Raw genomic sequence first — 26,468 nt, forward strand, 5'->3', positions numbered from 1 at the left:
GGCTGGTCTCCGTGACCAAGTACAGGTTAAAAGTGAAGAAGTACGACAATGTCAGATGGGAAGAAATCATACGCATAGCAAGCACGCAGGTGCTTGTCACTGCAGAACTGAAAGCAGAAAACGGTGAGACCATACGGGTGAGGCAATGCACTGAGGCGGAAGAGAAGCTATCCAACCTCTATCGCATGCTCGGAATCAATCCACATCCCCTTGGAAAAATAAAATCCGTGGTACACCCAAAGCCACCCTCAAAAAATGCCAATACTGAGAATCAATCAGTTACATGAGATATATCTGCAATGTGGGTTAAGGCACAGCCAAGACACCATAGGGCATTTAAATTGCCATCTTCAGCAGCTTCTCTATAGGTACAGACAACTCTTTGATATGACTCTTCATCAATGTCGGAATAATAATCACAATTGCCATCTATGTGATTTTCAGCATAATCTAATTCAACTCCAATTGGTTCCAAATAATCTTCATCTGAAGATGGCTTGATAATGTGGTCTGGATATAATAGATGTTCGTACTTTGATCCTTTAAGTTTCATGAATGAATCACATCGCATAAACCTATTCACAGGAGCAATAGATTCATCTTCACCAAAGATAAATCCAGTAGGTCCAGACAACCACTCCATTTCTCCTTCTTCGAATCGAAATGATTTGCTGTTGAAGATTTCTTTGTATGGATTAAGTGTTTCTGAAATACAATCGTCTACACAATGGAATATGTATTCCATTTTCAAAGATTCACTTGCTTCTTCTCCTAAGCAGTCCAATCCAAATATCTCATATGATGTAGGAAACTTGTTCATATCATACCTTTTATTGGCAAAGGTACTCATAATTCCTCAATTATCGCAACTTTTAGTGTTATACAGGTATGATTTTAGATAAAACCGTCACATTACTCAGGTCATTGATGTCGAAATAGCAGAACATGTGGCCCGAGATATAGAATGCCAGCACATCCTTAGCATATTTGAAGGCCGTGAAAGGGAATTTCTCCACCACATCAGCGTCGAGAGAAAGACAATATGACCGCAAATCCTCTACGTTCATCATTTCTTCAATTCATCCTCCAAGAACTCACATGCAATATCTTTTCTTGATTCCATTGTCATTGTTTGATTAATTCGTCTATCGGATCTTCCCTGACGATCTGTGGTTCTGCTTTCCCTTTCAGTACCAGCACTTTATTACCGTTGCGGTAGATATGAAGCTGACGGGAACGGACGACCGCCGTCAATTCCGGGTTGTCTTGTATCGTTTGCCATACATGATGATAGATGCCGTCAGCATCCATCAGCTTATGCCGCAAGTGCGAACACATATTGGTCGTGTCAATGTCTGCTGTGTTCATTTCTCAAAACTATATTTATCTCTCAACCGCTTGGGCAGTTTACTGAGTACAAGCCGATAAGACTGATTAATAAGGTCCTTCACCATATCACCATCAATCTCATCGAGAAAAACATCATTCCAATGCACCTTATTTAAGTGGTAAGCCGGACGGATGCCGTCATAATGGTCGCGCAGCGTCTGTCCTTGCTCGGGTGGAAGTTTCACGGCACAAGTCGGTTCCGGGGCATTGAGCCATATATGCAGGAAGATCTTTCCCTCAATACGAAACAATACCCAATCCGCACCATAAGCCTGGTCTTCCGTTGTCCCCGGCAAGGACAAAGCATAAAGACAAACTTCTTCGATATTCATTGTTTGATGATGTTAATTCAACTGTGTTTTATCCTCGGAAGCATTGCCAGTCGCAAACAATCAATGATGTATTCTAAATTGTCCTTACTGACCGGCTCGTCCGTGTACTTGCGCACGGTGAAACGCTTCGTTGCTAATTATTTGAATGTCATAAACTGAAGAGTTATTTATATCAGCCTCAAAGGTACAACTTTATATCGACAAGTACGACAATTTGATAGAGAATAATTGTCGTGGAAGAAGAATTAAGGACTGTCTCAGAAATGAAAAGAACGTCCCTCAGACGTGAAACGATTGTGAAACGGACGAGGCACGATCAATTCCATGTCAGCAGTCTATATCAGCTTTCCGTGCTTGTTGCATCTGTATGCTGTGAGTCAAACGATAAGTCTTACCGTCCTTGATGAAGCATGCGCCAGTCTGCATAAAATGAAAATGTACACCGGCATCCATGCACTGCCTGCGCACATCAAGCACCCATTCGTAACGGCAGGGACGGGCATCTCTTCCCGACTCGCCACCAACGGTGATGCAAGCTATGTCTTCAAGGTTGCGGTGAAAGTCTACTGGGCCTAACATCGGTTCCACAATAATTTCCTTGTGAGGTAAAGGTAATGACAACAGCACAGGTAGCCTTTCGTCAACGCGCCGTTGATTCTCCATCGTGCAGCAGATGGTTATGCGTTCCTTTATCTCGTTCCAGAAAGCAGGCAGGCATTGAAGGATGCGCTCTGGCCGCTTGGTGACCATATAGAATCGGAGGTCGCGGCGAAAGCGCATCATCTCCCATGCTTCTTCCCGCCATGCGTCCATTTCCGGCAAGAAGAAATCAGATGAGAAGCATGTCATCACCTCTGTTCCTGATGGAATTTTCCATTCCCCTTTTCGGTTGCGGCGAAGTGGTAGGTTGAATGATGCCGTCTTTCTGACGAGATTAGTGTCTACGCCATTCTCCTCATCGCGCGTGAAGACATAGCAATGTTTGCACCCCTCGCTTTTGCGGTGGCAGCCATGCACTAAATTCCAGACAATCATCCTTCAGTCTTATTTATTCTGATTTCTCTTTAACCACCATCACACTCATTATTAACTCAGACAATTTCCTTCATAGCACTGAAGTCCATCTCCATCGGACGGATAACGGACCATGTGGAATGAATGACATGCCAGTCGTCTTCCTCCTTCTGGAACACTTCAATGCAGTTGTAGTTGACGTTGATGAGATTGCTTTCACAATACAGTTGATAGGTGAGCACAGCCATATCTTTCGCTGCCTGCACGCGCTCATTGCGTACCTCATAATGCTTAGCATACAACTTTCCGTCAACGCGTTCTGTGGCAAGCTTTGCTATCTCATCGTAAGTGTCCACACGATTCACACATACCGCATCGAAATAGCTGAAGTTCTTCTTCGACCACAGATCACGATAGCCCGAACTGTCACCTGTGAACCATTTCTTCAGTGCGGCTTTCTCCATGCTGATGAGTTTCTCGGCCAACTTCTCTTCTTCCTCGTTCTTGTACCAATTGTTGTTCATCATTTGTCTGATTTATATCTCTTGTTTTCGGTTGCAAAGTTAGGGAGAATCGGTTTCTCTCCCATGAAATAAAATGGAGGAAAATGTCACTTTTCGGGACTTTTGCTTGGCAGTGTCATTTTTTAGAATTATCTTTGTCCGTACAATGAAGCGGATACCTCTTTATAAGTTCTTCAAGCACAAGTATGGTGCTGAATTGCTGGTAGATGTGGTGAACTTAGACAAGATGAAGCCCGACATCCACCGCACGCCGGTCTATCGTGAGACCTTCTACAGTCTCCTGCTCATCACAAGCGGCTCAGAGGCAGTAACTATCAACGGACACGCTGCCACGGTGAGCCGTGGCCATGTGCTGACATCTATTCCTGGGGAGATCTGGGCGATGTGCGCAGACAGCAAGTTAGAGGCTCTCAACCTTATCTTTGAAGAAGAATTCTTGCTCGACTTCTTCAGCGATACTCATTTCCTGGACCATTTCCGTTATCTGCAAGCAGACCGGCCTTCACCGTTTCTTATCCTTGACGACAAGCTGAATGAACGTCTGCTCCAGCTCTACCTTGACATGCAACGTGAGATACACCGCCCCGAGCAAGATCAGCATATCCTTCGCGCCATGCTCTATGAGGCCCTCATGCTGCTCAATAGGGCTCGGTTTATGGAAGACAGCAAGAAAGAAACTGACAGCAACGAGGCCGTCAATGCCAATCGATATATTGACGGTTTCCGGTCGTTGGTTGAAGAGCACTATAAAGAGGAGCACGGAGTGGCTTTCTATGCAGACCGGCTGTTCATCACCACCAACTACCTCAACAAGCTCGTGCGATCATCGTTAGGTGTGTCAACCAAGCAATATATCCTGAGCCGTATCATGCAGGAAGCATGCAATCTGCTGCGCTATACATCCTTGTCCGTACAGGATATAGCTGCCCAACTGCATTTTGAGACGGCAACCTACTTTACACGTGTATTCTACAACTACAAGAAACAGACGCCCATGAATTATAGGAATAATGCGAAGTAATTATCCTGTTTGATTTCTCAGAAACATCAGCATGGAAGGTCAACCTCTCCTGATTTCTTGCACTGTGGCCTTTGGGCTCACATGTTGCTGATCAGCCGCAGGATGGAGGATGTCTCAGTGTGTTTATGGATATTTTTTCATGTTTGTTGGGTTATTGTGTTATTGCAAAGATACGCTTTTTCTTATTATAAATAGGCTTTCTTCTTGCGTTTTCGCTTTTTTTTCTTTACTTTTGTATCATTGAAACACTAAATTGATATTTCTGCGATGAAACCGTTCTATACTATTGTGGTCTTTGTGACCCTGCTGTGTTGCTCCGTGTGGGCAGGCATGCATAGCTATCGTTGTGCCGAAGAGGAGATGGTAGCAGATATGAACCAGGCTTTGACCCAGACCTTGCGCCATAAGCAAGAGGCGTGGATCACTCCCGACACCATCCGCGACTATCGCAGCAATCTGCGGCTGGAGGTGCTCCGTCGCCATTCCTTGGTGTGCTATGCCGAGGATGTGGACCCGAAGACGGTTGCCAGCAGCAAGATGACATGGGGCAGGGGAGCGCGTCGCGTAGCCTTCCGGGGCTATGCCAACTGTTCAGTGGCTTCGGTGCTGTCCCTCTCTGACCAGCGTATGCCACTGTCGCTGTTCGTCTTGTCGCTGCTTTGGCTGGCAGGCTCACTGATGTGGACGCGTCGTCGGGTCGTGGCGATTGCCGGAGGCTTTGGCGGTCTGCGCCTTGATGAAGCCTCACAGACATTCTATGATGAGCATCAGGAGCCTGTCCACTTCACCGCCATGCAACGCCAGTTGATGCTGATGTTCTTTGCCGATGAGCATCACAGCTTGCGCAAGGAGGACATCTGCCAGGCGCTTTGGCCGAAAAAGCCCGATGCCAGCGACACGCTCTACACGCTCATCCGACGGCTGAAACCCGTACTCGACAAGAACAGCAACCTCACCATTACGACAGAAAGAGGCGGTAAATATCAATTGTCAGACAGATGTCAGTCTCATTCTTAGGCGTTTAGCCATTTGCTTCCTATCTTTGCAACAAAAACAAACAGCAAAGATATGAAGCAGATTTTCTTTCTCCTTATGCTTGCGTTTGGCGCGGTGACAGTGGGCTATGCACAGATTCACGGCAGCGCCAAGCCTTCCTCTTCTTTACTCTCAGACACGGCGGTAGTGCTCAAAGGCGTTACCGTGGAGGCAGCGCGCGTAACTTCCCGTCCCGACGGACGCCATATTATCCCGTCGGTGGCTCAGCGCGCGAGTGCCTCCAATGGCTATGCCCTTCTCCATCTTCTCAGCCTCCCTCAACTTCAGGTGGATGCCGTACGCCACACCATTGCCGACCGTCTCAACCGTGGTGAGGTGCAACTACGCATCAACGGTGCCCTCGCGTCAAAGTCCGACCTGACAGCACTCGACCCTAAGCGCGTCACCTCCATTGACTATATCGACAATCCCGGCGTGCGCTATGGTCAGGACATTGCCTTCGTCATCGATATCCACACACGGCGTAGTGACGCAGGATACGAGCTCGGCACCGACCTTACGCAGGCTCTGGCCCGCTATAGCGACGACATGGTCTATGCAAAGGTCAACAGAGGTAAATCGGAATGGGCACTGACTTACAACTTCTTCTATAAGGACAACCGCAACGAGAAAGCACGCACCCTCACCGATTACCTGCTCACCGACGGCACGCACGACATCGTCTCGCGTGTGGACAAGCAGCATCGGAGCAGAGCGGCTGGCAATACGGTCGCACTGAAATACAATCGGGCTGACACGCTCGGCAATGTCTTGCAGGCAAAGCTGACTGCCGACTTCAATCATTGTCCGGGTAATGATGTGCTCACCGATGTCAATGGCACGGATGTGAAGAACTTCTCCCGCGACCGCTCGTTCTCTCCTGTTCTCGACCTCTATCTTGTCAGGATGCTGGGCCGTCACCAGAGCATCACGGCCAACGTGGTGGGCACGCACATCCACACACGTTCCTATAACTATATGGATGAGGGTGGCCCTTACGCCTACCATGTCAAGGGCAACACGTCGTCACTCATCGGGGAAGCCATCTATGAGAACCGGCTCAAGCCCTTCACGCTGTCCTTGGGTGCCAACTACCAACTCAAATACACGCGCAACAGCTACACTGATGATGTCGATGCCATTAACCGACTCCATAATCAGTATGTCTATGGCTTTGCCCAACTCAAAGGCCGTCTCGGCGCACTGACCTATGTGGCCGGTCTTGGCGTGAGCAACCAACGCTATACCCAGGGTGAGGCGCACTACAATTTCAATCTCTTCCGACCCCAAGCCACGTTAGCCTATAACTTCGGTCATGGACTGAGCCTGAGCTATGACTTTATGCAGTATGGCTTTTTCAGCCGCATCGCGATGATCGGTGATGCGGCCATCCGCACCAACGGACGTGAGTGGACGATGGGGTCTCCGAACCTTAAGCCCAACCGCTGCGACGAACATACGTTGCGTTTCAACTATTTCTCACCACGATGGAACAACACGCTGGAGGCTGACTATCGCGACCATTCCCATTGCAACATGGCTGCGTATTTCCGTACTGATGACAACCGGTTTGTCTACACCCAACGCAATCAGCGGGGCATCAAGATGCTCTACTTTATCGACAACTTCTCCTACACCCTCGTTCCCGACCGTCTTGTGGCCAATGTCAACGGAGGCTTCTTCCGCTACTTCAACTTTGGCGACGACTACACCCATCTTCATAACTTCTGGATGGTGGGCGGAAGCCTGGAAGCTTATCTCGGACGTTGGACGCTCACGGCACAAGCCGACAATGGCTACCGCTTTCTCGAAGGCGAGAACCTTGGATGGAACTATGGCACACCGGCCCTGCAATGCAGCTATCAGGCCGGCCCCTGCTCCGTGTCCTTGACGTGGGACCATTGTTTCATGGCCAATCCCAAGGCGATGTCTTCCCACCTGCTCAACCGCTTAATGCACAAGGACTATGAGCTCCGCAGCAAGACCATCGGCAATTTCGTCTCTCTCAACTTCACGTGGAAGCTCAGTCATGGCAGGAGATACAAGGAAGCACAGCGCAAGCTCAACAATAAAGACACGCAGACGGGGATCATCGGCAGAAATTGAGGAATAGGGTAGCTTTACTCTTTTTTACCTTTTTACCGTTCAACGATTGGCAAGATCAAGGGAAGGGAAAAGTTAAATTTCCTCACTCCAGATGAAGTTGTTTACAAAAAGACTTTGTAAATTTGCACTTGCTAATTGACTCTGCCGTTCTATTAAAACCTCAATTCCGCAACCCTACTAATAGTCTCAGGTCATTGCGGTCAAAACCGCCCAGAATGCGATTTCTCTTGTTCAAACTGACTTTTTGCCATATCCTAACTGATATGAGCGCATAAAGCCCCCCTTACCCCCATTAGGGATGTTAAATTGTTAACCCTCCAAAACGTTTAGCTCATCCGTAGCTGGCGTTGAAAATTGTCCAGTAGTGCAACCATCTGTTCTTAGTGTAGATATTCAGAGTCCATTGCCTGGCGACACGGACCCATTTCGCCGGGACGACAATGAAGGCGAAGATAAAGCGCTTAAGGCGACTTTTCATGTCTATACCGGGAAAGATTGCGCTGACCTTTGACAACAAGTACTGATAGAAATTCTTCAGCATGGGGGTAAAGAGAAGGAACACCGTGTTGTCCTCCATGGTTGAGAACGGGAGATGAGCCCAACCGAAGTCGTTATTCTGAACGTCGAAATTCTTCTCGCATGCGCCTCGCTGATTGTACTTGTCAATGACTTGTTCTTCGGTGCTGTCATGGTCGTTGGTCAGTATGGCACGGTACATATATTCCATGCCGGGCAGGAACCGTTCTCCATGTTCCGCGTCCATCTTGGTGCGCTGCACTACAAGCCGCAAATGCCAGTCGGAAAGGAATTCGGTGAATTCAAATGAGGCAACGTCCATGTCCTGACCGTTTACCGTCGTGTGCCGCCAATCCTTGCACTGTTCATACATCTGCCTGCGGTCTGCACAGCTGCTGGCACGGAGGTAGAACGTCTCTGTCCGCAGAAAGAGCTCCTCAACAAGTTCCTTGATGAACGAGCCGCAATCGGCACGGAACATGCGCACGTAAAGTCCGTGAGCCTCGATATTGTCCAGCATGCGTGTCAGCTCCTCCACTTGCTCAAACTTGACATTCGAGTTGCCCTGCCTGTTCTCAATGCCGATTATCAGCGGGCCGGAGGTCATCACGCCCGGGAAGTAGCCGCGCTGTTTTTTATAGGAATACAGCGCGTCGCTTTTCTCAGCGGGGATGAACTCGTTGTCAAAGTCGACATCAATGCCCTGCCCCTTTTTCAGAAGGCCAAGCAGCAATGCCATGTCAAGCATCAAGGAGTTTAGTTTCATTGCAGAATCATGCGCATATACGTTGCCAGCTTTACTCGTATAGGCTATACTCATGGCGCTCAGCTCCTTCAGCCCACGGGCGATGGTGTCAGAACTTGGTATCCTCGCATCGGGGGCAGTGCTCAGATACTTGTTCAGAATGGTGGTTATATCCTCTATATGATCACCGCCACAGAGGTAAACACAGAATATCGCAAGCATGATATCGCTGTACTGATAGCCATAGTTCGCACAGCGGAGATTAAGCCGCCCGTCTACCAGTTTGTCCAGTCCTGCGCGTTTAAATTCGTTCATAGCATAAAAAATTCCGCCGTAGGGGACTATGTTATCATATTTTATTGCTACTTTTGCCATGTCATTTAGAATTGAACTATTTTTGTTTTGACACCATAAAGTTAGTGAAAATTCTGCAAATGGCAAAACTCTTGGGAACTTATTGTTCCTCAGAGACTTATAAAAAATATTAATAAAGAATTGCGCAATTAGTTGCGGAATTAAGGTAAAATATATTATTATGCAAATGGTCCGTTGGATTTTCGAAAAAATGCTCTTTTTTGAGTTTTATGGATATGAAAAGAATTCAAGAGAGATAGATGTTAGTAGAATGTATTTAATGATATGGGTAATATCCTTTTATCATTTGATTGCTATTGCCATTATTATTATGCGCTTGTGTGCTATTGTGCTACATATCAATGCTATCGGATTGTCCATACCTATTTTAGTTATCACATTCTTAACTGTAACAATACAGGAAATAACACTGAAAAAAAAGAAATACATACAAACTTTAATAGAGGCGTATAGAGTAATGCATCAAGAAGAAAAAAAAAGATTGGCAAGAGAAGGATTGTATTATCGTGTTTTACCCATTCTCGGATTAACAGCATTCTATATTTTGCTTGTTTTTCTTGCTTGGCTGCATATTATTTGATCTTACATACTAATTAAAATTTGCACTTGCTAATTGACTCCGCCAAGTGCCACTGTTGTCAGCAAAGTGTAAATATTTTAAGCATTGCTGACAATGATGGCACGATTTGTCACCATTTGCTTATGGGCACGGATATTGTATAAATGTCAGTGAAGTTCGGCCGTCGTACGAGGGCAACGAAAGGAACCTAAGGACGATGGAAGAGCTGATGACAAATAAAGAATTAATTGATAATTAGGAGGTTTTGACTTATGATGTATCCAGTTTTAAGAGACATGAACAATTGGCTTGACAATGATTTCGATGACATGTTGAACACAAGTTGGATGCCGCGCGTAAATGTCACAGCACCTGCTATCAATGTCAAGGAAAACGACAAGGCTTACGAAGTTGAGCTTGCAGCTCCTGGCACCACCAAGGATGACTTCAAGGTGAACGTCGACAAGGATGGCAATCTGACCATCAAGATGGAGCACAAGGACGAGAAGAAGGACGAGAACAAGAAAGAGCACTATCTGCGCCGCGAGTTCTCATACAGCAATTACGAGCAGGCTCTGACGCTGCCTGAGGATGTGGAGAAGGATAAGATTGAGGCAAAGGTTAATAACGGTGTGCTTCATATCACACTTCCTCGCACTCAGAAGGCTGAGAAGGAGACAAAACGCATTGAGGTCGCATAACCCCGGCGTTGCTGCTCAGTGGTATTACAGGGACTGTTCTCTTCATGGGGAGCAGTCCCTTTTTTGTTTCTACAACATAATCTCCTATATGCCGCCCTTTTTCCGGCGGGGGCGACTTCTTGAATAAGGAAGCCGCCTTTTTTGTGTCTGCTCAATAACACTATGGGCTCACCAGATTAATGTGAATCAATTATCTTCTGATAAGCCAACCGCTCATCACCGTCGAGCAGATGGATGATGCCACAGTAGTGGAATCCAGCCTTTGCCAACTCCTCCGTCCACTCTCTATGAGAACGAGAGCCACCGGCAGGTCCTCAGCTGTTGCTTTTCTGACGAATCGTTCCATTTGAGTTCTTGGTTTGTTCATCAAACTATCATTTCAACTCCAGGATGGCGCATACGGCGCTGGCTGATAACAACTCTACATAGAAGATGCCATCCGTCGACAAGTATGTCTTGGGGACGATTACCTCCCCGAATCTGACGGGACGCTTGTATTCTACCCTTACATGTCGGTATGCGAATCCTTCAGGCAGATACTCCATAGCAATACGGATATAGTTGGCGTTGTTCACATGGCCGTTATAGTCAATATCGTTGTGGGTTACGGCGACAGAGGCCTGCTCTTTGAAAGCTGCATTTTTTGGCAGAATGATTCGTCGTTCACCGTAGGTCATGTCCTTCTTGGACTCAATCATTACTGTTTTGAGAACCTCATCGGGTATTCTCTGCAACTTGCCGCTTATGCGGTCGACGAAGGCTCCCATTGACCAGGTCTTATAGCATACGTTGCCGTCGGAGTCATAGATGAACGTGTTGCGGAAGCCAAACATAGGCTTGACATCAAAGACCGATGTCTCCGTTCGGAGCTTTTCCTTGAACCGCGGTACTCTTACAATCTCCACCTCTCTGGAGGCGAGCAGTTGTGTCATACCGGATTCCTCAAAGAAAGTCTTCACGCCAGGTTCTGACTCTATCCACATCTCGGAGCAGTCTTGCATCATCTGAAACGCTGAGAACAATTTCAGGTTGCCGCCCTTGTCACACGTGCTTGTCGTTACAATGTTGTCAATGCTATACATGTCTCATCTTTTATTGAATGAAATCACCGTTTGCTATCTAACCAGTGACTGTGTGCAATTATCTTATAGTGGTACAAAAATACAGAAATTATTTGTCGTTCGGATGAAATATCGTATCTTTGTTGCATAAAAAGATATTTTTCAATAGAATGAATACTATCAAGGTTCGCATCTTGCATACTGGCGACGTCAGAGTCTCGCCTTACCTCCCTTTTTGGAGGTGACTGGTGCAACATTCTCATAGTCCCTGGCTACCATAGCCCACCCCAAGCAGGGTGAGTTATGGCTCAGATTAAAATTACTAATCTACTATTATTCCACAACGCTCATTTTGCCTTGCATATTGTAGAACTTACCGTCGGGTGCGGCGATGTTGGTCCACACGGTACCCGTGTTGTAGTTCTGCACATGCACCACGTTGCTCTTGGTGGAGTTAGGCTCCGACCAATAGACCATGAACACGTTTGGAGATACCTCCACGACGTTGGGCAGCACGTTGTCGGTAACGCCCTTGTAGACTCCGTTGAGACCGAGGAATGTCATGTGGTGGGCATCCTTGAAACTGTTGCGGAAGGCAAAGGCGCCGAAGTCTACCTTGATGGCTCGGCCGATGGGTGGATAGGGGGTGAATATCTTCCACTCCTGCTCGCCCTTGAAAACTTTTGCGCTGAAGACGAGGTTGTCCTTCCCGGGCAACTGCGGCCAAGCTTTCTCCATAGCGGCGGTCAGTTCGTCAGCATTGTTGCTCTTGGCGGCAGCCTGACGGTAGTCGGCAAGATACTTACCAACGAAGTCGAGAACTTGCGGCTTGTAGTCGCTACTGACGAAATGTGCAGGAACGACTGTGACGGGTTCCAGTTGCTTCATGGCGCTGATCACCTGCTGCCACTTTGCGATGCCCTTGTCGCCTTGAGTGTCTGCCATCCAAATGTGACCGCCCTCTGTGACGCTGCCACCGCCAACAATAGCCTTCAGCGAGGGAATCCAGACAAAGGGATGGGCCGAGTCGTCTTTGCTGTATTTCACCTCCAAGGCATTGCCCTCGATAGCGGGCAGCGAGTCGACAACCTCAGGCACGATGAGCGTGTCGGGGGCATCGGCGCCCAACTGCTTTTTCCATACGTCGAGCTTCATGTCCTTGGAAGCCTCTATGAGATAAGCGGTCTGTGCCGTAGAGATGATCTTTGCCTCGGGAAAAGCCTTGTGGATGACGTTGAGACCGAAGTAGTAGTCTGGATCGTGATACGACACGAAGACATACTTCAGATTCTTCTTCATGTTCTTGATCTCCTTCACAATCTGTTCAGCATACTGTTTCTGAAACTGTGCGTCGATGAGCGCAGCGTCCTTCTTACCATAGACGATGGTGGAGGTCACCGGGAAGATGGCTGAGGTGCCGGGATTATAGACTTTCAGTGCCAGTCCCTTGGCTTCGCTGCTGAGAGCGATAACAGTCAGGACGACTGATAATACAATTTTCTTTAGTTGCATATACTGTTTGTTTAGAATGAATATTCAATGGTCTTATTAAGAAAGACAGTTCAATTTCTACTGATTTATTTTCGATTGCAAAATTAATATATTATCTTTGTGCAGCATTAGCAAATTAGGCCAAAGAATTCTCAATTACCGCCAAGCCGGAATTCCTTACCAAAGGTCTAACCTTGCGGATAACTGAATTATACATTATATAATAATATAGGTACGTAAATGAACGAAGAGCAAGAGAGTTTTATTCGTCAGGTAGAACAAGTTGGGAAAGGAAAAGTCCTCATCAAGGTTACGGGGCGCGAGGGTGTTGACCTTGCACCACACAGCCATCATTGCATACAGGTGGTGGAGACTATTGCCGGCTCTCTGCATGTGACTGTCGGTACGCGTGAATACTTTGTGCCTGAGGGCTACACTTGCTGGATTCCCAGCGGCATGATGCATGCGTTGGCAAGTAACAACCGGAAGATAAACCTGCGTATATTCTATTTTCAGTTGCCTGACGACAAAGTCAAGACCTTTGAGTCATTCAGCGTGCTATATGTATGTCCTTGGGCACGGGCTAATCTAAGTTTCATTGCCAAGCGCGGCCCTGTTGTGGATGAGGGTGATGCCACACTCCACAGTTTCTGTCTTTTTTTTTTGAAACCTTCCACAGAGTGGAACGGCAACTGTCATTGCCCTTGCGCGGCATAGACACAGAAAGCAGTCCTGTACTCCGTAAGGCGATGGACTATATTCACAAGCATCTTGCTGACAATATCAGAGCCAGCGATGCAGCCCATGCCGCGGGTATCTCCACACGCACCCTGAGCCGATTGTTCAGTGAGTCGGGCACTACCCTCAGCAATTATCTTTGTTACCAGCGAATAATCCGGTCCTTGGAGTTGATAGCTGATAACACCTTGTCTATTAAGCAGATTGCATATGATACAGGCTTCAGCTCCCCAGCCAACTTCAACCGGGCCTTCAAGCAGGTGATGGGACTGCCACCTAAGGAGATGCGACTGCGACACAGAGAGAATGAGTAAGAAGCAGAAATTCTTGAAACACAGCATGTAGACAGGTGCCGACTTGAACCAGTCGTGGTTGTTGCACGCTTTCTCCGTTCCATTCTTTATTGAGCAATGGAGCGAAAAGAGATCGGCAGGTCTTGGCAACATCTGTTTGTACAGATGCCTTGTCAGTGGTTTTCTTCTTCGTATCTTGCCACTGGTATAACGTGTGAGTCCTTAATCTCTCCGATAACGATAACGCTGTGCAAGCTCCCAACACAACTAATATTTCCAAGCGTATTGAGCATGAAGTCCTGGTAGTCTTTCATGTCTCGTGCGTAAACTTTAATAAGGAAATCATAGTCGCCGGTGGTGTTATAGCATTCCGTGATCTGATCGATCGACTGCACTGCATCCATAAACTGCTGTATAAGATCGTGGGTATGCTGCTTAAGTCGGATATTGCATAGCACAATAACGTTGTTTCCAAGTTTGTGGTGGTCTGCGATAGCAGCGTAGCGCTGGATATACCCGTCCCGCTCTAACCGCTTCTGTCGTTCGAAAGCCGGGGTGGGGGAGAGATTTACTTTTGCAGCAAGCTCTTTCACGGTGAGCCGTGAGTTCTGTTGCAGTATCTTCAGCATCTTAATATCAGTAGTGTCGAGCTTATCTTGGTTTGCCATATTAGTTATCTCTTAATTTTGTAGAATAATATTCTGCATATTTTACTATCTGATTGCAAAAGTAGCACATTTTTCTGAATTCAAAAGAATATTTTGCAGATAATTTTATTGTTCTTACCTTTGCATCGAAATCAAAAGTTTAACACAATAGACAATAACAATGAGCAGTACATTACATGCGCCGTTCCGCGCAGACTTCGTAGGAAGCTTCCTTCGTCCGAAAGCACTCAAGGAAGCAAGAGCACAATTTGCCGAGGGTAGAATCGGTGCCCAGGAACTAAAATCGGTAGAGGATCGTCTTATCAAAGATCTGATAGAGAAAGAGAAAGCGCACGGACTACAAGATATTACAGACGGAGAATTCCGCCGTGCATACTGGCATCTCGACTTTATGTGGGGTCTTGAGGGCGTTGAGCATATAGAACTGGAACATGGATACCAGTTTCACGATGAGGAGACCACGAAGGGATCTACGCGATTAACGGGCAAGCTTGGCGGCAAGAATCACCCATTCGTGGAGCACTTTAAATATGTGAAACAGTTTGAAGGTGAGGGAATTGTTGCCCGACAGACTATTCCTGCACCGGCACAGACGCTTGCAGAGTTCTTCCGTGGCAATAATGCCAGAGATACACAGAAAATATATCCTGATGAGCATCAGCTGATAGAAGATCTCGCATCAGCCTATCGTCAGGTTATCAAAGACCTCTATGCTGCGGGCTGCCGCAATCTGCAATTCGACGATTGCACTTGGGGAATGATCATCGACGATGATTATTGGAAGGCAATAGCGGGCACCGGCTTCACGCTTGAAGGAGAAGCTGAGCGTTATCTTGAGGTGAACAATCTTGCTCTGCAAGACAAACCGAATGACCTTGTTATCAATACCCATATCTGTCGGGGCAATTACCACTCATCATGGGCCAGCAAGGGTGCCTATGACCCTGTAGCCCCCTATGTGTTTGCCCAGGAAAACGTCGATGCCTTCTATCTGGAATACGACGACGAGCGCTCAGGCAGTTTCGAACCACTGAAGTATATTCCTGAAGACAAGCAGGTCGTTCTCGGATTGATAACGACCAAATTGCCTGTATTGGAAGACAAGGAAGAGGTGAAGCGTCGTATCCGCGAGGCAGAGAAGTATGTACCACTCGACAGACTGTGCCTCAGTCCGCAGTGTGGATTTGCATCCTGCGAGATTGGCAATAAACTCACTGAGGCTCAACAGTGGGCGAAGATAGATCTCGTAAGAGAGATCGCAAAAGAGGTCTGGGGATAAGTTTCTTCGCAGGGTTGAGCACCATCTACAGCGACAATGTAGCGCAGAATATGCCGTTTTGTGATGCATAATCTACAATGCATATTTCTTTCGGTGCCTTATGATAGCATCCATGTTGTCCAACGACCAGTCCACCAATTGGTTGAGCAGTGGGATGAGTGTCTTTCCGCGCTTTGTCAGTTTGTATATTTCCAAAATCCTTTCCCGGTTACTGACTGACGACAAACTCTTTGAAAGTCTTGAAGAACGGATATCATTCATTAACAAGATTCTCCACTTCATAGAAGGCGAGTGGTCGTGTGATACTGCTGATGACTTGTTGGTCGTACAAAATTACTTGCTCAGCGGGATTATTTCCAGGGCGGGTAAGAATGAGCAACAGATCAAGGCTTATAACCTACTCCGTCCGAAATCAGGATTCACCGTCAGTAACCTTTTCACAGGCAGCAATCACGACCTGTCTCTGCAGAGTGAGATCAACCTTGACATTCAGTCGGCCGACGAGATCTATTGGATTGTTGCTTTCATCAAGTTTTCGGGCGTGAGGATTTTCAAAGATTCCCTCAGTCATTTCTTGGAGCGCCCTGATGCCCGTATGCATATTATCACGACCTCTTACATGGCGGCATCAGAGCCTAAGGCCTTGCAATTTCTAAAAGAGCTCAGTCCAGAGAAGGTAGACATTCGGGTCACATACGACACAACGCTCGACCGGCTCCATGCCAAGTCGTATATCTTTCTCCGCAATAGTGGTCTCCATACCGCTTATATTGGTTCCTCCAATCTGACGAAGTCGGCCATGACAGGACTGGAATGGAATATTCGCGTGACGTCACAGGAGAACCCACAAATCATCAAAGCCGCCTTGGCAACCTTTGATACCTATTGGAACCGTCCCGACTTTGAACCCTATGACGAGGAGCGTTTTCGACGTGCCATCTATGCCGAACAGCATAAGAACGACAGTGAGCACCCCACTGTGTTGGCAAGATATATGATTCGTCCGGAACAGAAAGAGATCCTCGACAAGCTTTCTGTTGCCCGTGAGGTCCATCACAGCTTCCGTAACCTTGTCGTGGCTGCCACGGGAACGGGAAAGACGGTCATCGCAGCCTTCGACTACAAGCGGTTCCATGATGCTCATCCTGATCACCATAACCTGCTGTTTATCGTGCACCGAAAAGAGATTCTCGAACAGAGTATCCGAACGTTCCGTTCCGTGCTCAATGATCCTACTTTCGGTGAATTATGGGTGGGAGAATACCAGCCGTCGGCGACGGGCAACCTGAATCATCTCTTTATCTCTATCCAGACGTTCAACAGCAATAGGGAGCTGTTCACGAGGATGAGGCATGATTTTTACGACTACATCCTTGTCGATGAGGCTCATCACAGCACGGCAAACAGTTATCGCATTCTCTTTCAGCAATTCAATCCTTCTGTTCTCCTCGGACTGACAGCTACGCCGGAGCGTGCCGACGGACAGAGCCTGCTACCAGATTTTGACAACCGGATAGCTGCAGAGATCCGTCTGCCGGAAGCCATCAACCGCATGTTGCTGTGCCCGTTCCAGTATTTCTGTATAGGCGACGACACGGCCAATCTCTTGAATGTGAGATGGACGGCAGCAGGATACGATGAGCGTGAGCTTGCAGCAAAACTAAATACGCGCAACCGCCTCAATCTCATTACCGCCACGATTCCTAAATACCTCGCTGACGAGATGAACTGTCGGGCGCTTTGCTTCTGCATCAACATCGAGCATGCACGCACTACAGCTGAAGGACTTCGGGAGGCTGGATATCGCGCCGATACCCTCACCGGACAAGATTCCGAAGAGCGGCGCCGCCGTGTGTTGGAGCGCTTTGAGACGGGGAAAATAAACTATCTCTGTGTGGTAGATATCCTCAATGAGGGTGTTGATATTCCTGAGATTGACACTGTCCTCTTTCTCCGACCGACCAAGAGTCTTACTATATTCCTTCAACAGCTCGGCCGTGGTCTTCGCTTGGCACCGGACAAGGATTGTCTTACGGTTCTCGACTTCGTGCTGCAAGCTCACCACAACTATAGCTTTGAGAGCAGGCTCCGTCCGCTGCTCAGTCCCTCCGACAAGTCCATAGCTTCTCAAATAAAAGAGGGATTTCCAATGCTTCCCCGCGGGTGCGCTATCACGATGGATAAGATCGCCCAGAAGTATATCCTTGACAATATCCGTTCGGCCATTTTCAATCAGCGGCGTATCGTCAATGAGATGCAATTGTTCCAGACAAACACAGGACGGGAATTGACGCTCAGCCATTTCCTGGAGCAGTTTGACCTTGACATCCGACAGATCTATAAGAACAATAAATGCTGGTCGCTCTATATGAAACTGGCTAACCAGGTTCGTTACGAGGAAGACAAGTATACAAGCGTTTACGAGCGTAATCTCAGCAACTTGTTGCATATCAACTCTATAGATTATATCAGCTTCATCCAGCGGCTCATAGCGAATAATTTCATGTATGAGCATGCTGGCAAGGAGGCAAAATGGGCGTTGATGTTCTACTATGCTTTGTACAATGCGCCCATAGGGAAAATGGGCTTCTCAACGATCGACGAAGGATTCCGCACCTTCGCCGCCCATCCGCTGTTTGTAGAAGAGGTAAAGGAAATAATGTCCTGGCTCAAGGAGCATGTCGATTTAGCGACGCGGCTTATAGGCAGTCTGCCCAATGATGTTCCTCTCGAACTCTATGGCTGCTATTCCCGGGAGGAACAACTTATTCTCTTCGGACGGATCACAGCCGAGAAGAGCCTCAGCGCACAGAGTGGTATCTATAAGGTGGACGGAAAAACAGAACTGTTGTGGGTCACCCTCAATAAGAGTGATAGGGATTTTTCGCCGAGTACACAGTATGAAGATTATGCGATCAGTGAAACTCTTTTCCAATGGCAGAGCCAGAATACTGCCAGCCACGACAATGCCGGCAGACGGTATGTGGACCAGGCACAGACACATCAACAGTTTCTGCTTTTCGTCAGAGAACAAAAGAAGGATGCTTATGGCCTGACAGAGTCCTATTATTGTCTTGGTCCCGTCAGGTATGTCTCATCCCGTGGTGACCGTCCGATGACCATCACATGGCGTATGGAGAATGAAATACCAGGTAAGATTCTTGATAAAGCAGAAAAATTAAGGGTAGGGTAGAATAAACTATGGCAACTACCGTAGCCTTACGGATACTGTTGAGGGACAGATGCTGGGGACATTTTATGACACCTGCGGCATAGTCGGTGAGATGGGTGAAGCCGGACTCGTCGAGAAGATGCAGTCTGTAGTATCGGCGTCATCACCCGGTTCGGGATATTTGGCCTCAAAGCCATAGCAGGTAGCCGACATGTTGTCATAGTCGGATATCCATAACTTTGCAAACGGCAATAAAGATAGCAAATGCGGTAAAAAGGGTTGTGACGATGCTGCTAGCCTGCTTTATTCATAGGTAGACACATTTATGGTATCCGTCATGAGTACATTACGAAAAAGCTGGGCGTAATAGTGTACTTTGCCGATCCTCATGCCCCATGGCAAAAAGGTGCATCAAAAACACAAACGGCCTCATAAGGCTCTACATACCCAATAGCACCGATTTCAAGAATGTAAGTCAACAGAGAATAAAGATGATACAAAGAAAAATTAACGCAAGACCAAGGGAAAAATTAAATTTTCTCACTCCTGATGAAGTCGTCTACAAAAAAACTTTGTAAATTTGCACTTGCGAATTGATTCCGCCTGTTTGATTATAAAAAAGTCGTATTATGAAAACGTTTTTCTTGACAATAGTCGTTTGTTTCTCAACAATGGCACAGATGATGGCACAGAACATTTCAGGAAAGATTGTAGATTCCAAAGGAGAACCTTTGGCCTTTGCAAATGTAGTGCTCCTAAACCGTCAAGATTCAACATTTGTCAATGGGGCTGTGAGTGGAGAGAACGGGTGCTTTTCCATCAACTCCTCTTGCAGCGGTGGAATCCTCAAGGTAACTTCTGTAGGCTATAAGACAATATTCAAGGACTGCACAGGTGAGAATGTGGGAGTTATCAAGATGGAAGAAGATAGCAGGATGCTCGACGAAGTGGTAGTAAAATCATCTTTGCCAAAGACCGTTTTGAAAAATGGGGGAATGGTGACTACTATTGTTGGTTCTGTCCTTGAAAAGGCAGGAACAATGGAGCATCTGCTCGACCGCATACCTAATGTGTCTGCACAGAATGGCAACATAAAGGTGTTTGGACGTGGCGAGCCTATCATCTATATCAATGGACGACAGATGAGAGACAGAAGCGAACTCGACCGTTTGAGTTCGGACAACATCAAGTCGGTTGAAGTAATATCTAACCCAGGTGCTCGTTATGCTGCAAGCACGAAGGCCGTCATCCGTATCACAACGAAGAAGATACAAGGAGATGGATTCGGTTTTGACGCTACAACAGAAGGATCGTACGACGAGAAAAAGAACATTGGCGGATATGACAGACTGAATATGTATTACCGTAAGAGCGGATTGGAGCTTGGTGCTTACGCCTATGGCGCAAAACAATCATCGCCAGACGAGAAAGACTTGCAGCAAATGACATATCTCGACAAGACATGGAACCAACAGGACAAAACACGATGGAAAAACAAAACCGAAACTTTTAGTTCTCGCTTGAATGTCAGTTATCAGTTTGACGACAACAATTCGTTGGGAGCAAGCTTCAGTTTCTTACGCAATCCAAAGCTGATAACAGCCGGAAAGACGGAAGGCTCTGTACTGATAAATGAAGATTTGACGGAGACCAGCACTTCTGTCAGATCAGAATTTGGGCAGAACAGCAACTTGTCAAGCAATATATATTATGTAGGCAAGGCAGGGAAATTGGGCATTGACTTCAATACCGACTGGTTTTGGTCTAAAGGAAACAATAAAAACAATATAGATGAGCATTATCAGGAGGTAAACTCGGAAATACAAAACCAACTTGTAAACAGTACCACTTCAAAATACAACCGCCTGATAGCTTCCAAATTGGTGCTCTCTTATCCGCTGTTGGGTGGTGGCTTGTCTGTAGGTGGCGAGTATTCATTCACAAACCGTAACACCAACTACGCCATCATTCCAAACACTCTTGCCGACAATGTAAGAGACCGCATTAAAGAGAGCATGTCCTCTGCGTTCGTTACCTATAGTCGTGACTTTGGCAAGTTGAACATGGAAGCGGGATTGCGATACGAGAATGTTGATTTCAAATATTACGACGATGGTAAGTATATGGCGGAGCAAAGCAAAACTTATGGCAACTGGTTTCCGTCTCTCAGCCTTTCGATGCCGTTTGGCAATGTACAGATGCAGCTGAGCTATGCAGCCGACATCGATCGTCCTAACTACTGGGTATTAAGAAGTGGTGTGCAATATAGCAACCACTATACATACGAGACCGGTAATCCGTTTCTTGTCTCAGAGATTTCAAGAAATATAAGTTACGACCTCGCCTATAAATGGTTGATTTTCAACTTGACTTATGAACATGTATCCGATCCGATATATCAGACTGTAGAGATGTATAAGGACGATGCCACCATTGGGTTGATGAGGATGATAAATGGCGAATCTTATAACAATGTGACTTCGTCGCTCACCTTGCAGCCTACCTTTGGCATTTGGCATCCAGAGCTGTCAGCATTGATTGAGAAGCAATGGTTCAAGTTAGAGACAAGGGACGGATATTATCTTAACAAGCCTATAGCGGAACTTAAATTCAACAACACTTTCGATACGAAATGGGCGATGTTCTCCGTTATGATGACTTACATCACAAAGGGATATGAGGAGAACCATTATATCTACAAACCGATGTTCGACACCGACTTGTCTATATACAAGGGCTTTCTGAAGGACTGCTTGACTTTCCAGCTTTATGTCAACGACGTGTTTGGTACGAACGACAGTCACATCATAGGTAAATACGGCAAACTGAAGGAAACCATCTTCGATGAGTTCTCAACAAGTAAAATCTCATTGACAGTCCGTTATAAGTTCAATGTCACTCGAAGCAAGTATAAGGGTACAGGAGCAGGTCAAAGCCAGAAGAACAGAATGTAATTCTACGGTGTTCTTAAAATGGGAAAAATAACAATCATATATCAGCATGACTCAATGCAATGTGGCATAGCCTGCTTGCAAATGATTTGCAAACATTTCGGCAAAGAATATTCTATAGATTCTCGGTCGGCGGGACGCGATTGAAAATCGCGTCCCGCCGACCGAGGTTAATGCCTAACGGGAAAACGCCCCTGACACAGTTGAGTTGACTACCCTTGATTTTCACGGTATCGGAAGGATCCCCCCCCTTGTACCACCCCCCCCTCAAAAAAGACTCGAACCTTTTAATCCTATTAATTTGTTTGACTACCTAAATTGATGATGTCCATTCTTTGCTTTCAGTGATTTTCATTATCTTTGCAAGCAAAAGCGTTCATCATTTGAAACCGAGATTGAATTCATGAAGATATTAGGAAATATCATTTGGCTCGTCTTTGGAGGATTGGGCATCGCAGTGGAGTACTTCGTTTCATCACTCCTGCTGATGATCACCATCATTGGCATCCCATTCGGCATTGCCACCATGCGGCTGGGTATTCTTGCACTGTGGCCTTTTGGCTCACAAATTGTTGACCAGCCGCAGGATGCTGGATGCCTGAACATGATCATGAATGTACTGTGGTTCTTCGTCGGTGGCTTCTGGATAGCCTTGACACATCTTGACTTTGGTCTGCTCCTGAGCATCACCATCGTCGGCATTCCTTGGGGCAAGATGCACTTCCGGCTGATGCGCCTGGCACTGGCACCATTCGGGAAGGAAATAGTCAACAACGATTTCTAATATACAGAAAACATAAAACGGATAAATATGGAAAAAGAGAATTTGAAGGATATATATCTTGCCGGAGGCTGTTTTTGGGGCACCGAGCATTACTTCAAGCAGATTGATGGAGTGGTGGACACAGAGGTTGGCTTTGCCAATGGCTTAACGGAAAACCCGACTTACAAAGAGGTATGCACCGACAAAACCGGCTTTGCCGAAACCGTCCATGTCACCTACGATCCCGCAAAGGTTTCATTGAAGTTTCTGTTGGAGATGTATTTCAAAGCCATAGATCCAACCAGTATTAACCGCCAGGGCCACGATACCGGAACGCAGTACCGCACCGGTGTCTATTACACCGACAAGGATGACGAGAAGATTATCAACGAGGTCTTTGCCGAAGAGCAGAAGCACATCAACGGAAAGATTGCCGTTGAGAACCAGCCTTTACAGAACTTCTACAAGGCGGAGGATTACCACCAGGATTATCTCGACAAGAATCCCGACGGTTACTGTCATCTGCCGCAAAGCTTGTTTGAGTTTGCGAGCAAGGCAAAGGACACAAAGAAGTGATACTCAATAAAAACTGTATCGAGATGAAGAAGAATATATTACTGACCATGTTGCTTTTGATGGCAACAATGGCTTTCGCAGCCTGCACAGGGAAGAAGAGTACTTTACAAAAGGACGCTGCTGTCCAGACAGACACGTTCAAGATCAAGAGCGGCAAAGAGATTGTCTTTACCGCCATCAAACATGGCAGCATCCGCATCACGTTTGACGGTCGTGAGATAGAAGTGGATCCGGTGCGTGGCTTGAAGCCGACGACGGACTATAGCGCCTATCCCAAAGCTGACTACATCTTCGTGACACATGAGCACTTTGATCACTGCGACACAGCAGCTATCCATCAACTGGAGAAACCAACGACCGTAATCATCACGAATGCGAACTGCGCCAAAATCATCGGCAAGGGAAAGGTCATGCACAATGGCGACCATCTGCAGCTGGCTGATGACATCCGGGTGGATGCCGTGTCGGCGTACAACACCACTCCGGGCAAAGAGAAATATCATCCCAAAGGCAGGGACAACGGTTTCATACTGACTCTTGACGGTTTCCGTGTATATATCTCCGGCGATACCGAGGATATTCCAGAGATGCGGAACATCAAAAACATTGACGTGGCTTTCCTCTCCACCAACCAGCCGTTCACCATGACACCTGAGCAGACGCCCGCGCCGCCAAGATCATCAAGCCCAAGGTGCTCTGGTAGGGGACAAATTTTATAACTATATGGATAAAAAGTTTGATTGATGTTGGTACTTGATTATATAATATATGTTTTTTATAGGCTTGCATGTGCCGATCCCTTTTGGAACGAAACGCCATATTTAGGGTGTTCATTTTTTCTATCAATTCCGATTAGTCTTCTTTTTGATAGACTTTTAAAGGCATTCGGAATAGGATATAATACTCTCAACATACTAATATGTTTTTTCCTAACGTGGATTATTCTCTATCCTTTTATGAAAAATAGTTGTACGAGAGCATATGAAAAGTTTAGAAAAAATAAAATTCTTACTCAATGGTGGGTATGTATGCTTTCTTATATAGCATCTAATGTTATAATAATATTTTTGGTCTTTATATAATATTCAACGCATGGAAATTTGCTGTAATATAACTGATTGCTATTATGATTGACGAAATACTGGAGAACAACCGACGCTTTGTTGCCGGGAAGGGCTACGAGAAGCATATCACCGATGGCAAGCCGTCAGGCAAGACGCTTATAGTCACATGTATGGACACCCGTCTGAGCGTGATGCTGCCTGAGGCATTAGGCATCAAGAATGGTGAGGTGAAGATTGTTAAGGTGGCAGGCGGCGTCATCCTCGACGACTATGACGCAGTCATGCGGTCTATCATCGTGGGCATCTATGAGTTGGGCATTGAGGAGATTATGCTCATCCACCACACGGATTGCGGTGCTGGAAAGATGACCGGCGAGCACATGGAGCATCTGATTCGAGAGCGGATTGACGCTGACAAGGTAGCGGAAGTGGAACAGCACATCGACCTCCACCAGTGGCTCAACGGCTTCGGCGACACGGAAAAGAGTGTGCGGGCGACGATGCAACGGGTGAAGAACCATCCGCTCGTTCCCGACAACATCATTGTCCGCGGTTTTATCATCGATTCCACAACTGGAGCACTCACGGAATTGAATGCGTAATCATTCTACATTAATAATTTATTAGGCAATTGAATATGAAGCATTTCTTTTTACTTTTATCAATGGTAGTATTCTGTATCCAAGCTTCATTTGCCAACGATACAGCATGTGATAGTATGGCTGTTACCATGGTACGCTATGAGCAAAATTGGAATGATACAGAAGGAACGCTATCCCTTCGGAATCATACGAAACAAACGATTTGTAATGTAAGATTCCGTCTGTGTTATTTTGATATGAGTGGTACTCTGCTTGACTATAAAGATTATTGCAAGACTGACATTGACATAGCTCCGTCAATGACTAGGCAAGTGGATATACCCGCTTTTGAGGCACGTAGAAATTACAGCTATTATAAATCTACTAGTTTATATGAAGACCGTCGCTTTAAAATTACGTTTAAGCTATTAGAATACAATGGTAGCCATTTCAGCAAGACTACAGAAAAGATACCGTATGATTCAACAAAATGGAAGGGTCGAATTTATGATGTGGTAGAACAGATGCCTCATTTCCCGGGAGGCCAATCTGCCATGATGCGGTATATAAATGAGAATTTGAGATACCCAGAAGAGGCAGAGCAGAGTGACGTAGTGGGGCGTGCAGTAGTCTCTTTTATCGTGGAGCCTGATGGAGCCCTTTCTGACATAGAGATTAAGCGCTCCTTAGATCCTGCTTTCGACCGGATGGCTTTGCTAGTGGTGCAGGGTATGCCGCGTTGGGTTCCAGGGAAACAAGACGGAAAACCCGTCCGTGTGAGATATAACCTCCCAGTATCTTTCCGATACTAGACATAGTGTGTTGCGCAGAGGATAACAAGTTTACATATGTGCCACTGTTGTCAGCAAAGTGTAAATATTTTAAGCATTACTGACAATGATGGCACGATTTGTCACCATTTGTTTATAGGCACGGATATTGCATTGAGATCAGTGAAGTTCAGAAGTCGGACGAAGGCAACGAAAGGAACCTGAGGACGATGAATGAGCCGAGGATAAATTAAGAACGAATTAATTGATAATTAGGAGGTTTTGACTTATGTTGTATCCGGTATTGAGAGACATGAACAATTGGCTTGACAATGATTTCGACGATATGTTGAACACAAGTTGGATGCCGCGCATGAACGTCACAGCACCTGCTATCAATGTCAAGGAAAATGATAAAGAGTACGAAGTAGAGCTTGCTGCTCCAGGCACCACGAAGGATGACTTCAAGGTGAACGTCGACAAGGATGGCAATCTGACCATCAAGATGGAGCACAAGGACGAAAAGAAGGACGAGAACAAGAAGGAGCACTATCTGCGCCGCGAGTTCTCATACAGCAATTATGAGCAGGCTCTGACGCTGCCTGAGGATGTGGAGAAGGACAAGATTGAGGCAAAGGTTAATAACGGTGTGCTTCATATCACACTTCCTCGCACTCAGAAGGCTGAGAAGGAGACAAAACGCATTGAGGTCGCATAACCCCGGCGTTGCTGCTCAGTGGTATT

At 46.5% G+C, this 26,468-nt stretch carries 27 protein-coding genes and 4 pseudogenes; 19 read left to right on the plus strand and 12 right to left on the minus strand.

Features of this window, described 5'->3' with window-relative positions; genetic code table 11:
• Window positions 1-287, plus strand: a pseudogene (locus NG346_RS12580) (IS1634 family transposase); the annotation flags it as partial.
• Here the strand turns inward: NG346_RS12580 and NG346_RS12585 are convergent.
• From NG346_RS12585 to NG346_RS12615, 6 genes are all read right to left on the minus strand, one after another.
• Window positions 272-820: a hypothetical protein gene (locus NG346_RS12585; RefSeq protein ID WP_262281044.1), complete on the minus strand. Its 549-nt coding sequence runs from the start codon at window positions 818-820 to the stop codon at window positions 272-274. The pseudogene NG346_RS12580 and the gene NG346_RS12585 overlap by 16 nt on opposite strands.
• 58 nt (window positions 821-878) lie before the next feature.
• Complete coding sequence (locus tag NG346_RS12590; protein ID WP_262281045.1) at window positions 879-1,070, minus strand: MmcQ/YjbR family DNA-binding protein; 192 nt, start codon at window positions 1,068-1,070, stop codon at window positions 879-881.
• Between the two features lie 55 nt (window positions 1,071-1,125).
• Window positions 1,126-1,368 carry a hypothetical protein gene (locus NG346_RS12595; protein ID WP_262281046.1) on the minus strand — a complete coding sequence of 81 codons (243 nt, stop codon included), beginning with the start codon at window positions 1,366-1,368 and terminating at the stop codon, window positions 1,126-1,128.
• Window positions 1,365-1,721 carry an MmcQ/YjbR family DNA-binding protein gene (locus tag NG346_RS12600; protein WP_262281047.1) on the minus strand — a complete coding sequence of 119 codons (357 nt, stop codon included), beginning with the start codon at window positions 1,719-1,721 and terminating at the stop codon, window positions 1,365-1,367. Before NG346_RS12600 ends, NG346_RS12595 begins: the two co-directional genes overlap by 4 nt.
• Before the next feature lie 327 nt (window positions 1,722-2,048).
• A complete protein-coding gene (locus tag NG346_RS12610; RefSeq protein ID WP_262281048.1) occupies window positions 2,049-2,756 on the minus strand; it encodes a phage Gp37/Gp68 family protein in 708 nt (235 codons plus the stop codon).
• Between the two features lie 56 nt (window positions 2,757-2,812).
• Entirely contained in the window at window positions 2,813-3,262 is a 450-nt protein-coding gene (locus NG346_RS12615) for a DUF4440 domain-containing protein (RefSeq protein ID WP_262281049.1), read from the minus strand.
• Window positions 3,263-3,404: 142 nt separating this feature from the next.
• On the opposite strand from NG346_RS12615, the gene NG346_RS12620 reads away from it, so the two are divergent.
• From NG346_RS12620 to NG346_RS12630, 3 genes are all read left to right on the plus strand, one after another.
• Window positions 3,405-4,280, plus strand: coding sequence for a helix-turn-helix domain-containing protein (locus NG346_RS12620; RefSeq protein ID WP_262281050.1), 876 nt, complete (start codon window positions 3,405-3,407; stop codon window positions 4,278-4,280).
• A gap of 267 nt (window positions 4,281-4,547) precedes the next feature.
• Window positions 4,548-5,297: a winged helix-turn-helix domain-containing protein gene (locus NG346_RS12625; protein ID WP_262281051.1), complete on the plus strand. Its 750-nt coding sequence runs from the start codon at window positions 4,548-4,550 to the stop codon at window positions 5,295-5,297.
• A 51-nt stretch (window positions 5,298-5,348) separates the two neighbouring features.
• Window positions 5,349-7,421, plus strand: coding sequence for a TonB-dependent receptor (locus tag NG346_RS12630; protein WP_262281052.1), 2,073 nt, complete (start codon window positions 5,349-5,351; stop codon window positions 7,419-7,421).
• A gap of 331 nt (window positions 7,422-7,752) precedes the next feature.
• Here NG346_RS12630 and NG346_RS12635 read toward each other — a convergent pair whose 3' ends face one another.
• Entirely contained in the window at window positions 7,753-9,057 is a 1,305-nt protein-coding gene (locus tag NG346_RS12635) for an IS1380 family transposase (protein WP_262281053.1), read from the minus strand.
• A gap of 160 nt (window positions 9,058-9,217) precedes the next feature.
• On the opposite strand from NG346_RS12635, the gene NG346_RS12640 reads away from it, so the two are divergent.
• Both NG346_RS12640 and NG346_RS12645 read left to right on the plus strand, forming a co-directional pair.
• Window positions 9,218-9,637: a hypothetical protein gene (locus NG346_RS12640; RefSeq protein WP_262281054.1), complete on the plus strand. Its 420-nt coding sequence runs from the start codon at window positions 9,218-9,220 to the stop codon at window positions 9,635-9,637.
• Between the two features lie 251 nt (window positions 9,638-9,888).
• Complete coding sequence (locus NG346_RS12645) at window positions 9,889-10,317, plus strand: Hsp20/alpha crystallin family protein (RefSeq protein WP_262280600.1); 429 nt, start codon at window positions 9,889-9,891, stop codon at window positions 10,315-10,317.
• 190 nt (window positions 10,318-10,507) lie between these two features.
• Here NG346_RS12645 and NG346_RS12650 read toward each other — a convergent pair whose 3' ends face one another.
• The 3 genes from NG346_RS12650 to NG346_RS12660 form a co-directional block, all read right to left on the minus strand.
• On the minus strand, window positions 10,508-10,663 hold the full coding sequence (locus NG346_RS12650; RefSeq protein ID WP_262281055.1) for a hypothetical protein: 156 nt from the start codon (window positions 10,661-10,663) through the stop codon (window positions 10,508-10,510).
• Window positions 10,664-10,691: 28 nt separating this feature from the next.
• Window positions 10,692-11,399, minus strand: coding sequence for an acyl-[acyl-carrier-protein] thioesterase (locus tag NG346_RS12655; protein ID WP_262281056.1), 708 nt, complete (start codon window positions 11,397-11,399; stop codon window positions 10,692-10,694).
• 312 nt (window positions 11,400-11,711) lie between these two features.
• Window positions 11,712-12,890 carry a MoaF-related domain-containing protein gene (locus NG346_RS12660; protein ID WP_262281057.1) on the minus strand — a complete coding sequence of 393 codons (1,179 nt, stop codon included), beginning with the start codon at window positions 12,888-12,890 and terminating at the stop codon, window positions 11,712-11,714.
• 219 nt (window positions 12,891-13,109) lie between these two features.
• Between NG346_RS12660 and NG346_RS12665 the strand changes: the two genes are divergently transcribed.
• Window positions 13,110-13,586, plus strand: a complete 477-nt coding sequence (locus NG346_RS12665) for a cupin domain-containing protein (protein ID WP_262281058.1) — start codon at window positions 13,110-13,112, stop codon at window positions 13,584-13,586.
• Between the two features lie 32 nt (window positions 13,587-13,618).
• The gene (locus tag NG346_RS12670) at window positions 13,619-13,921 is read left to right on the plus strand and encodes a helix-turn-helix domain-containing protein (RefSeq protein ID WP_262281059.1); all 303 of its coding nucleotides are present in this window, start codon (window positions 13,619-13,621) and stop codon (window positions 13,919-13,921) included.
• 152 nt (window positions 13,922-14,073) lie between these two features.
• Here NG346_RS12670 and NG346_RS12675 read toward each other — a convergent pair whose 3' ends face one another.
• Complete coding sequence (locus NG346_RS12675) at window positions 14,074-14,568, minus strand: Lrp/AsnC family transcriptional regulator (protein WP_262281060.1); 495 nt, start codon at window positions 14,566-14,568, stop codon at window positions 14,074-14,076.
• A gap of 160 nt (window positions 14,569-14,728) precedes the next feature.
• Between NG346_RS12675 and NG346_RS12680 the strand changes: the two genes are divergently transcribed.
• Complete coding sequence (locus NG346_RS12680) at window positions 14,729-15,847, plus strand: 5-methyltetrahydropteroyltriglutamate--homocysteine S-methyltransferase (protein ID WP_262281061.1); 1,119 nt, start codon at window positions 14,729-14,731, stop codon at window positions 15,845-15,847.
• Window positions 15,848-15,947: 100 nt separating this feature from the next.
• Window positions 15,948-19,040 (plus strand): DUF3427 domain-containing protein, encoded by a 3,093-nt coding sequence (locus NG346_RS12685; protein ID WP_262281062.1) that lies wholly within the window; start codon window positions 15,948-15,950, stop codon window positions 19,038-19,040.
• A gap of 63 nt (window positions 19,041-19,103) precedes the next feature.
• Here NG346_RS12685 and NG346_RS12690 read toward each other — a convergent pair whose 3' ends face one another.
• Window positions 19,104-19,232 carry a hypothetical protein gene (locus NG346_RS12690; RefSeq protein WP_262281063.1) on the minus strand — a complete coding sequence of 43 codons (129 nt, stop codon included), beginning with the start codon at window positions 19,230-19,232 and terminating at the stop codon, window positions 19,104-19,106.
• A 123-nt stretch (window positions 19,233-19,355) separates the two neighbouring features.
• On the opposite strand from NG346_RS12690, the pseudogene NG346_RS14700 reads away from it, so the two are divergent.
• The 9 genes and pseudogenes from NG346_RS14700 to NG346_RS12735 form a co-directional block, all read left to right on the plus strand.
• Window positions 19,356-19,597 (plus strand): annotated as a pseudogene (locus NG346_RS14700) (IS30 family transposase); the annotation flags it as partial.
• 93 nt (window positions 19,598-19,690) lie between these two features.
• Window positions 19,691-21,973, plus strand: coding sequence for a TonB-dependent receptor domain-containing protein (locus tag NG346_RS12700; protein ID WP_262288821.1), 2,283 nt, complete (start codon window positions 19,691-19,693; stop codon window positions 21,971-21,973).
• Between the two features lie 18 nt (window positions 21,974-21,991).
• Window positions 21,992-22,102: pseudogene (locus NG346_RS12705) on the plus strand (cysteine peptidase family C39 domain-containing protein); the annotation flags it as partial.
• 271 nt (window positions 22,103-22,373) lie between these two features.
• A complete protein-coding gene (locus NG346_RS12710) occupies window positions 22,374-22,754 on the plus strand; it encodes a YccF domain-containing protein (protein WP_262281066.1) in 381 nt (126 codons plus the stop codon).
• A gap of 42 nt (window positions 22,755-22,796) precedes the next feature.
• Window positions 22,797-23,309, plus strand: a pseudogene (gene msrA / locus NG346_RS12715) (peptide-methionine (S)-S-oxide reductase MsrA); the annotation flags it as partial.
• 23 nt (window positions 23,310-23,332) lie between these two features.
• Window positions 23,333-24,028: an MBL fold metallo-hydrolase gene (locus NG346_RS12720; protein WP_262281067.1), complete on the plus strand. Its 696-nt coding sequence runs from the start codon at window positions 23,333-23,335 to the stop codon at window positions 24,026-24,028.
• 407 nt (window positions 24,029-24,435) lie between these two features.
• Window positions 24,436-24,975, plus strand: coding sequence for a beta-class carbonic anhydrase (locus NG346_RS12725; protein ID WP_262281068.1), 540 nt, complete (start codon window positions 24,436-24,438; stop codon window positions 24,973-24,975).
• A 35-nt stretch (window positions 24,976-25,010) separates the two neighbouring features.
• Complete coding sequence (locus tag NG346_RS12730; RefSeq protein WP_262288822.1) at window positions 25,011-25,766, plus strand: energy transducer TonB; 756 nt, start codon at window positions 25,011-25,013, stop codon at window positions 25,764-25,766.
• A 247-nt stretch (window positions 25,767-26,013) separates the two neighbouring features.
• A complete protein-coding gene (locus NG346_RS12735; protein ID WP_081657713.1) occupies window positions 26,014-26,442 on the plus strand; it encodes an Hsp20/alpha crystallin family protein in 429 nt (142 codons plus the stop codon).
• Window positions 26,443-26,468: the final 26 nt, after the last annotated feature.

The organism is Hallella absiana, assembly GCF_025457485.1.
Taxonomy (GTDB): domain Bacteria; phylum Bacteroidota; class Bacteroidia; order Bacteroidales; family Bacteroidaceae; genus Prevotella; species Prevotella absiana.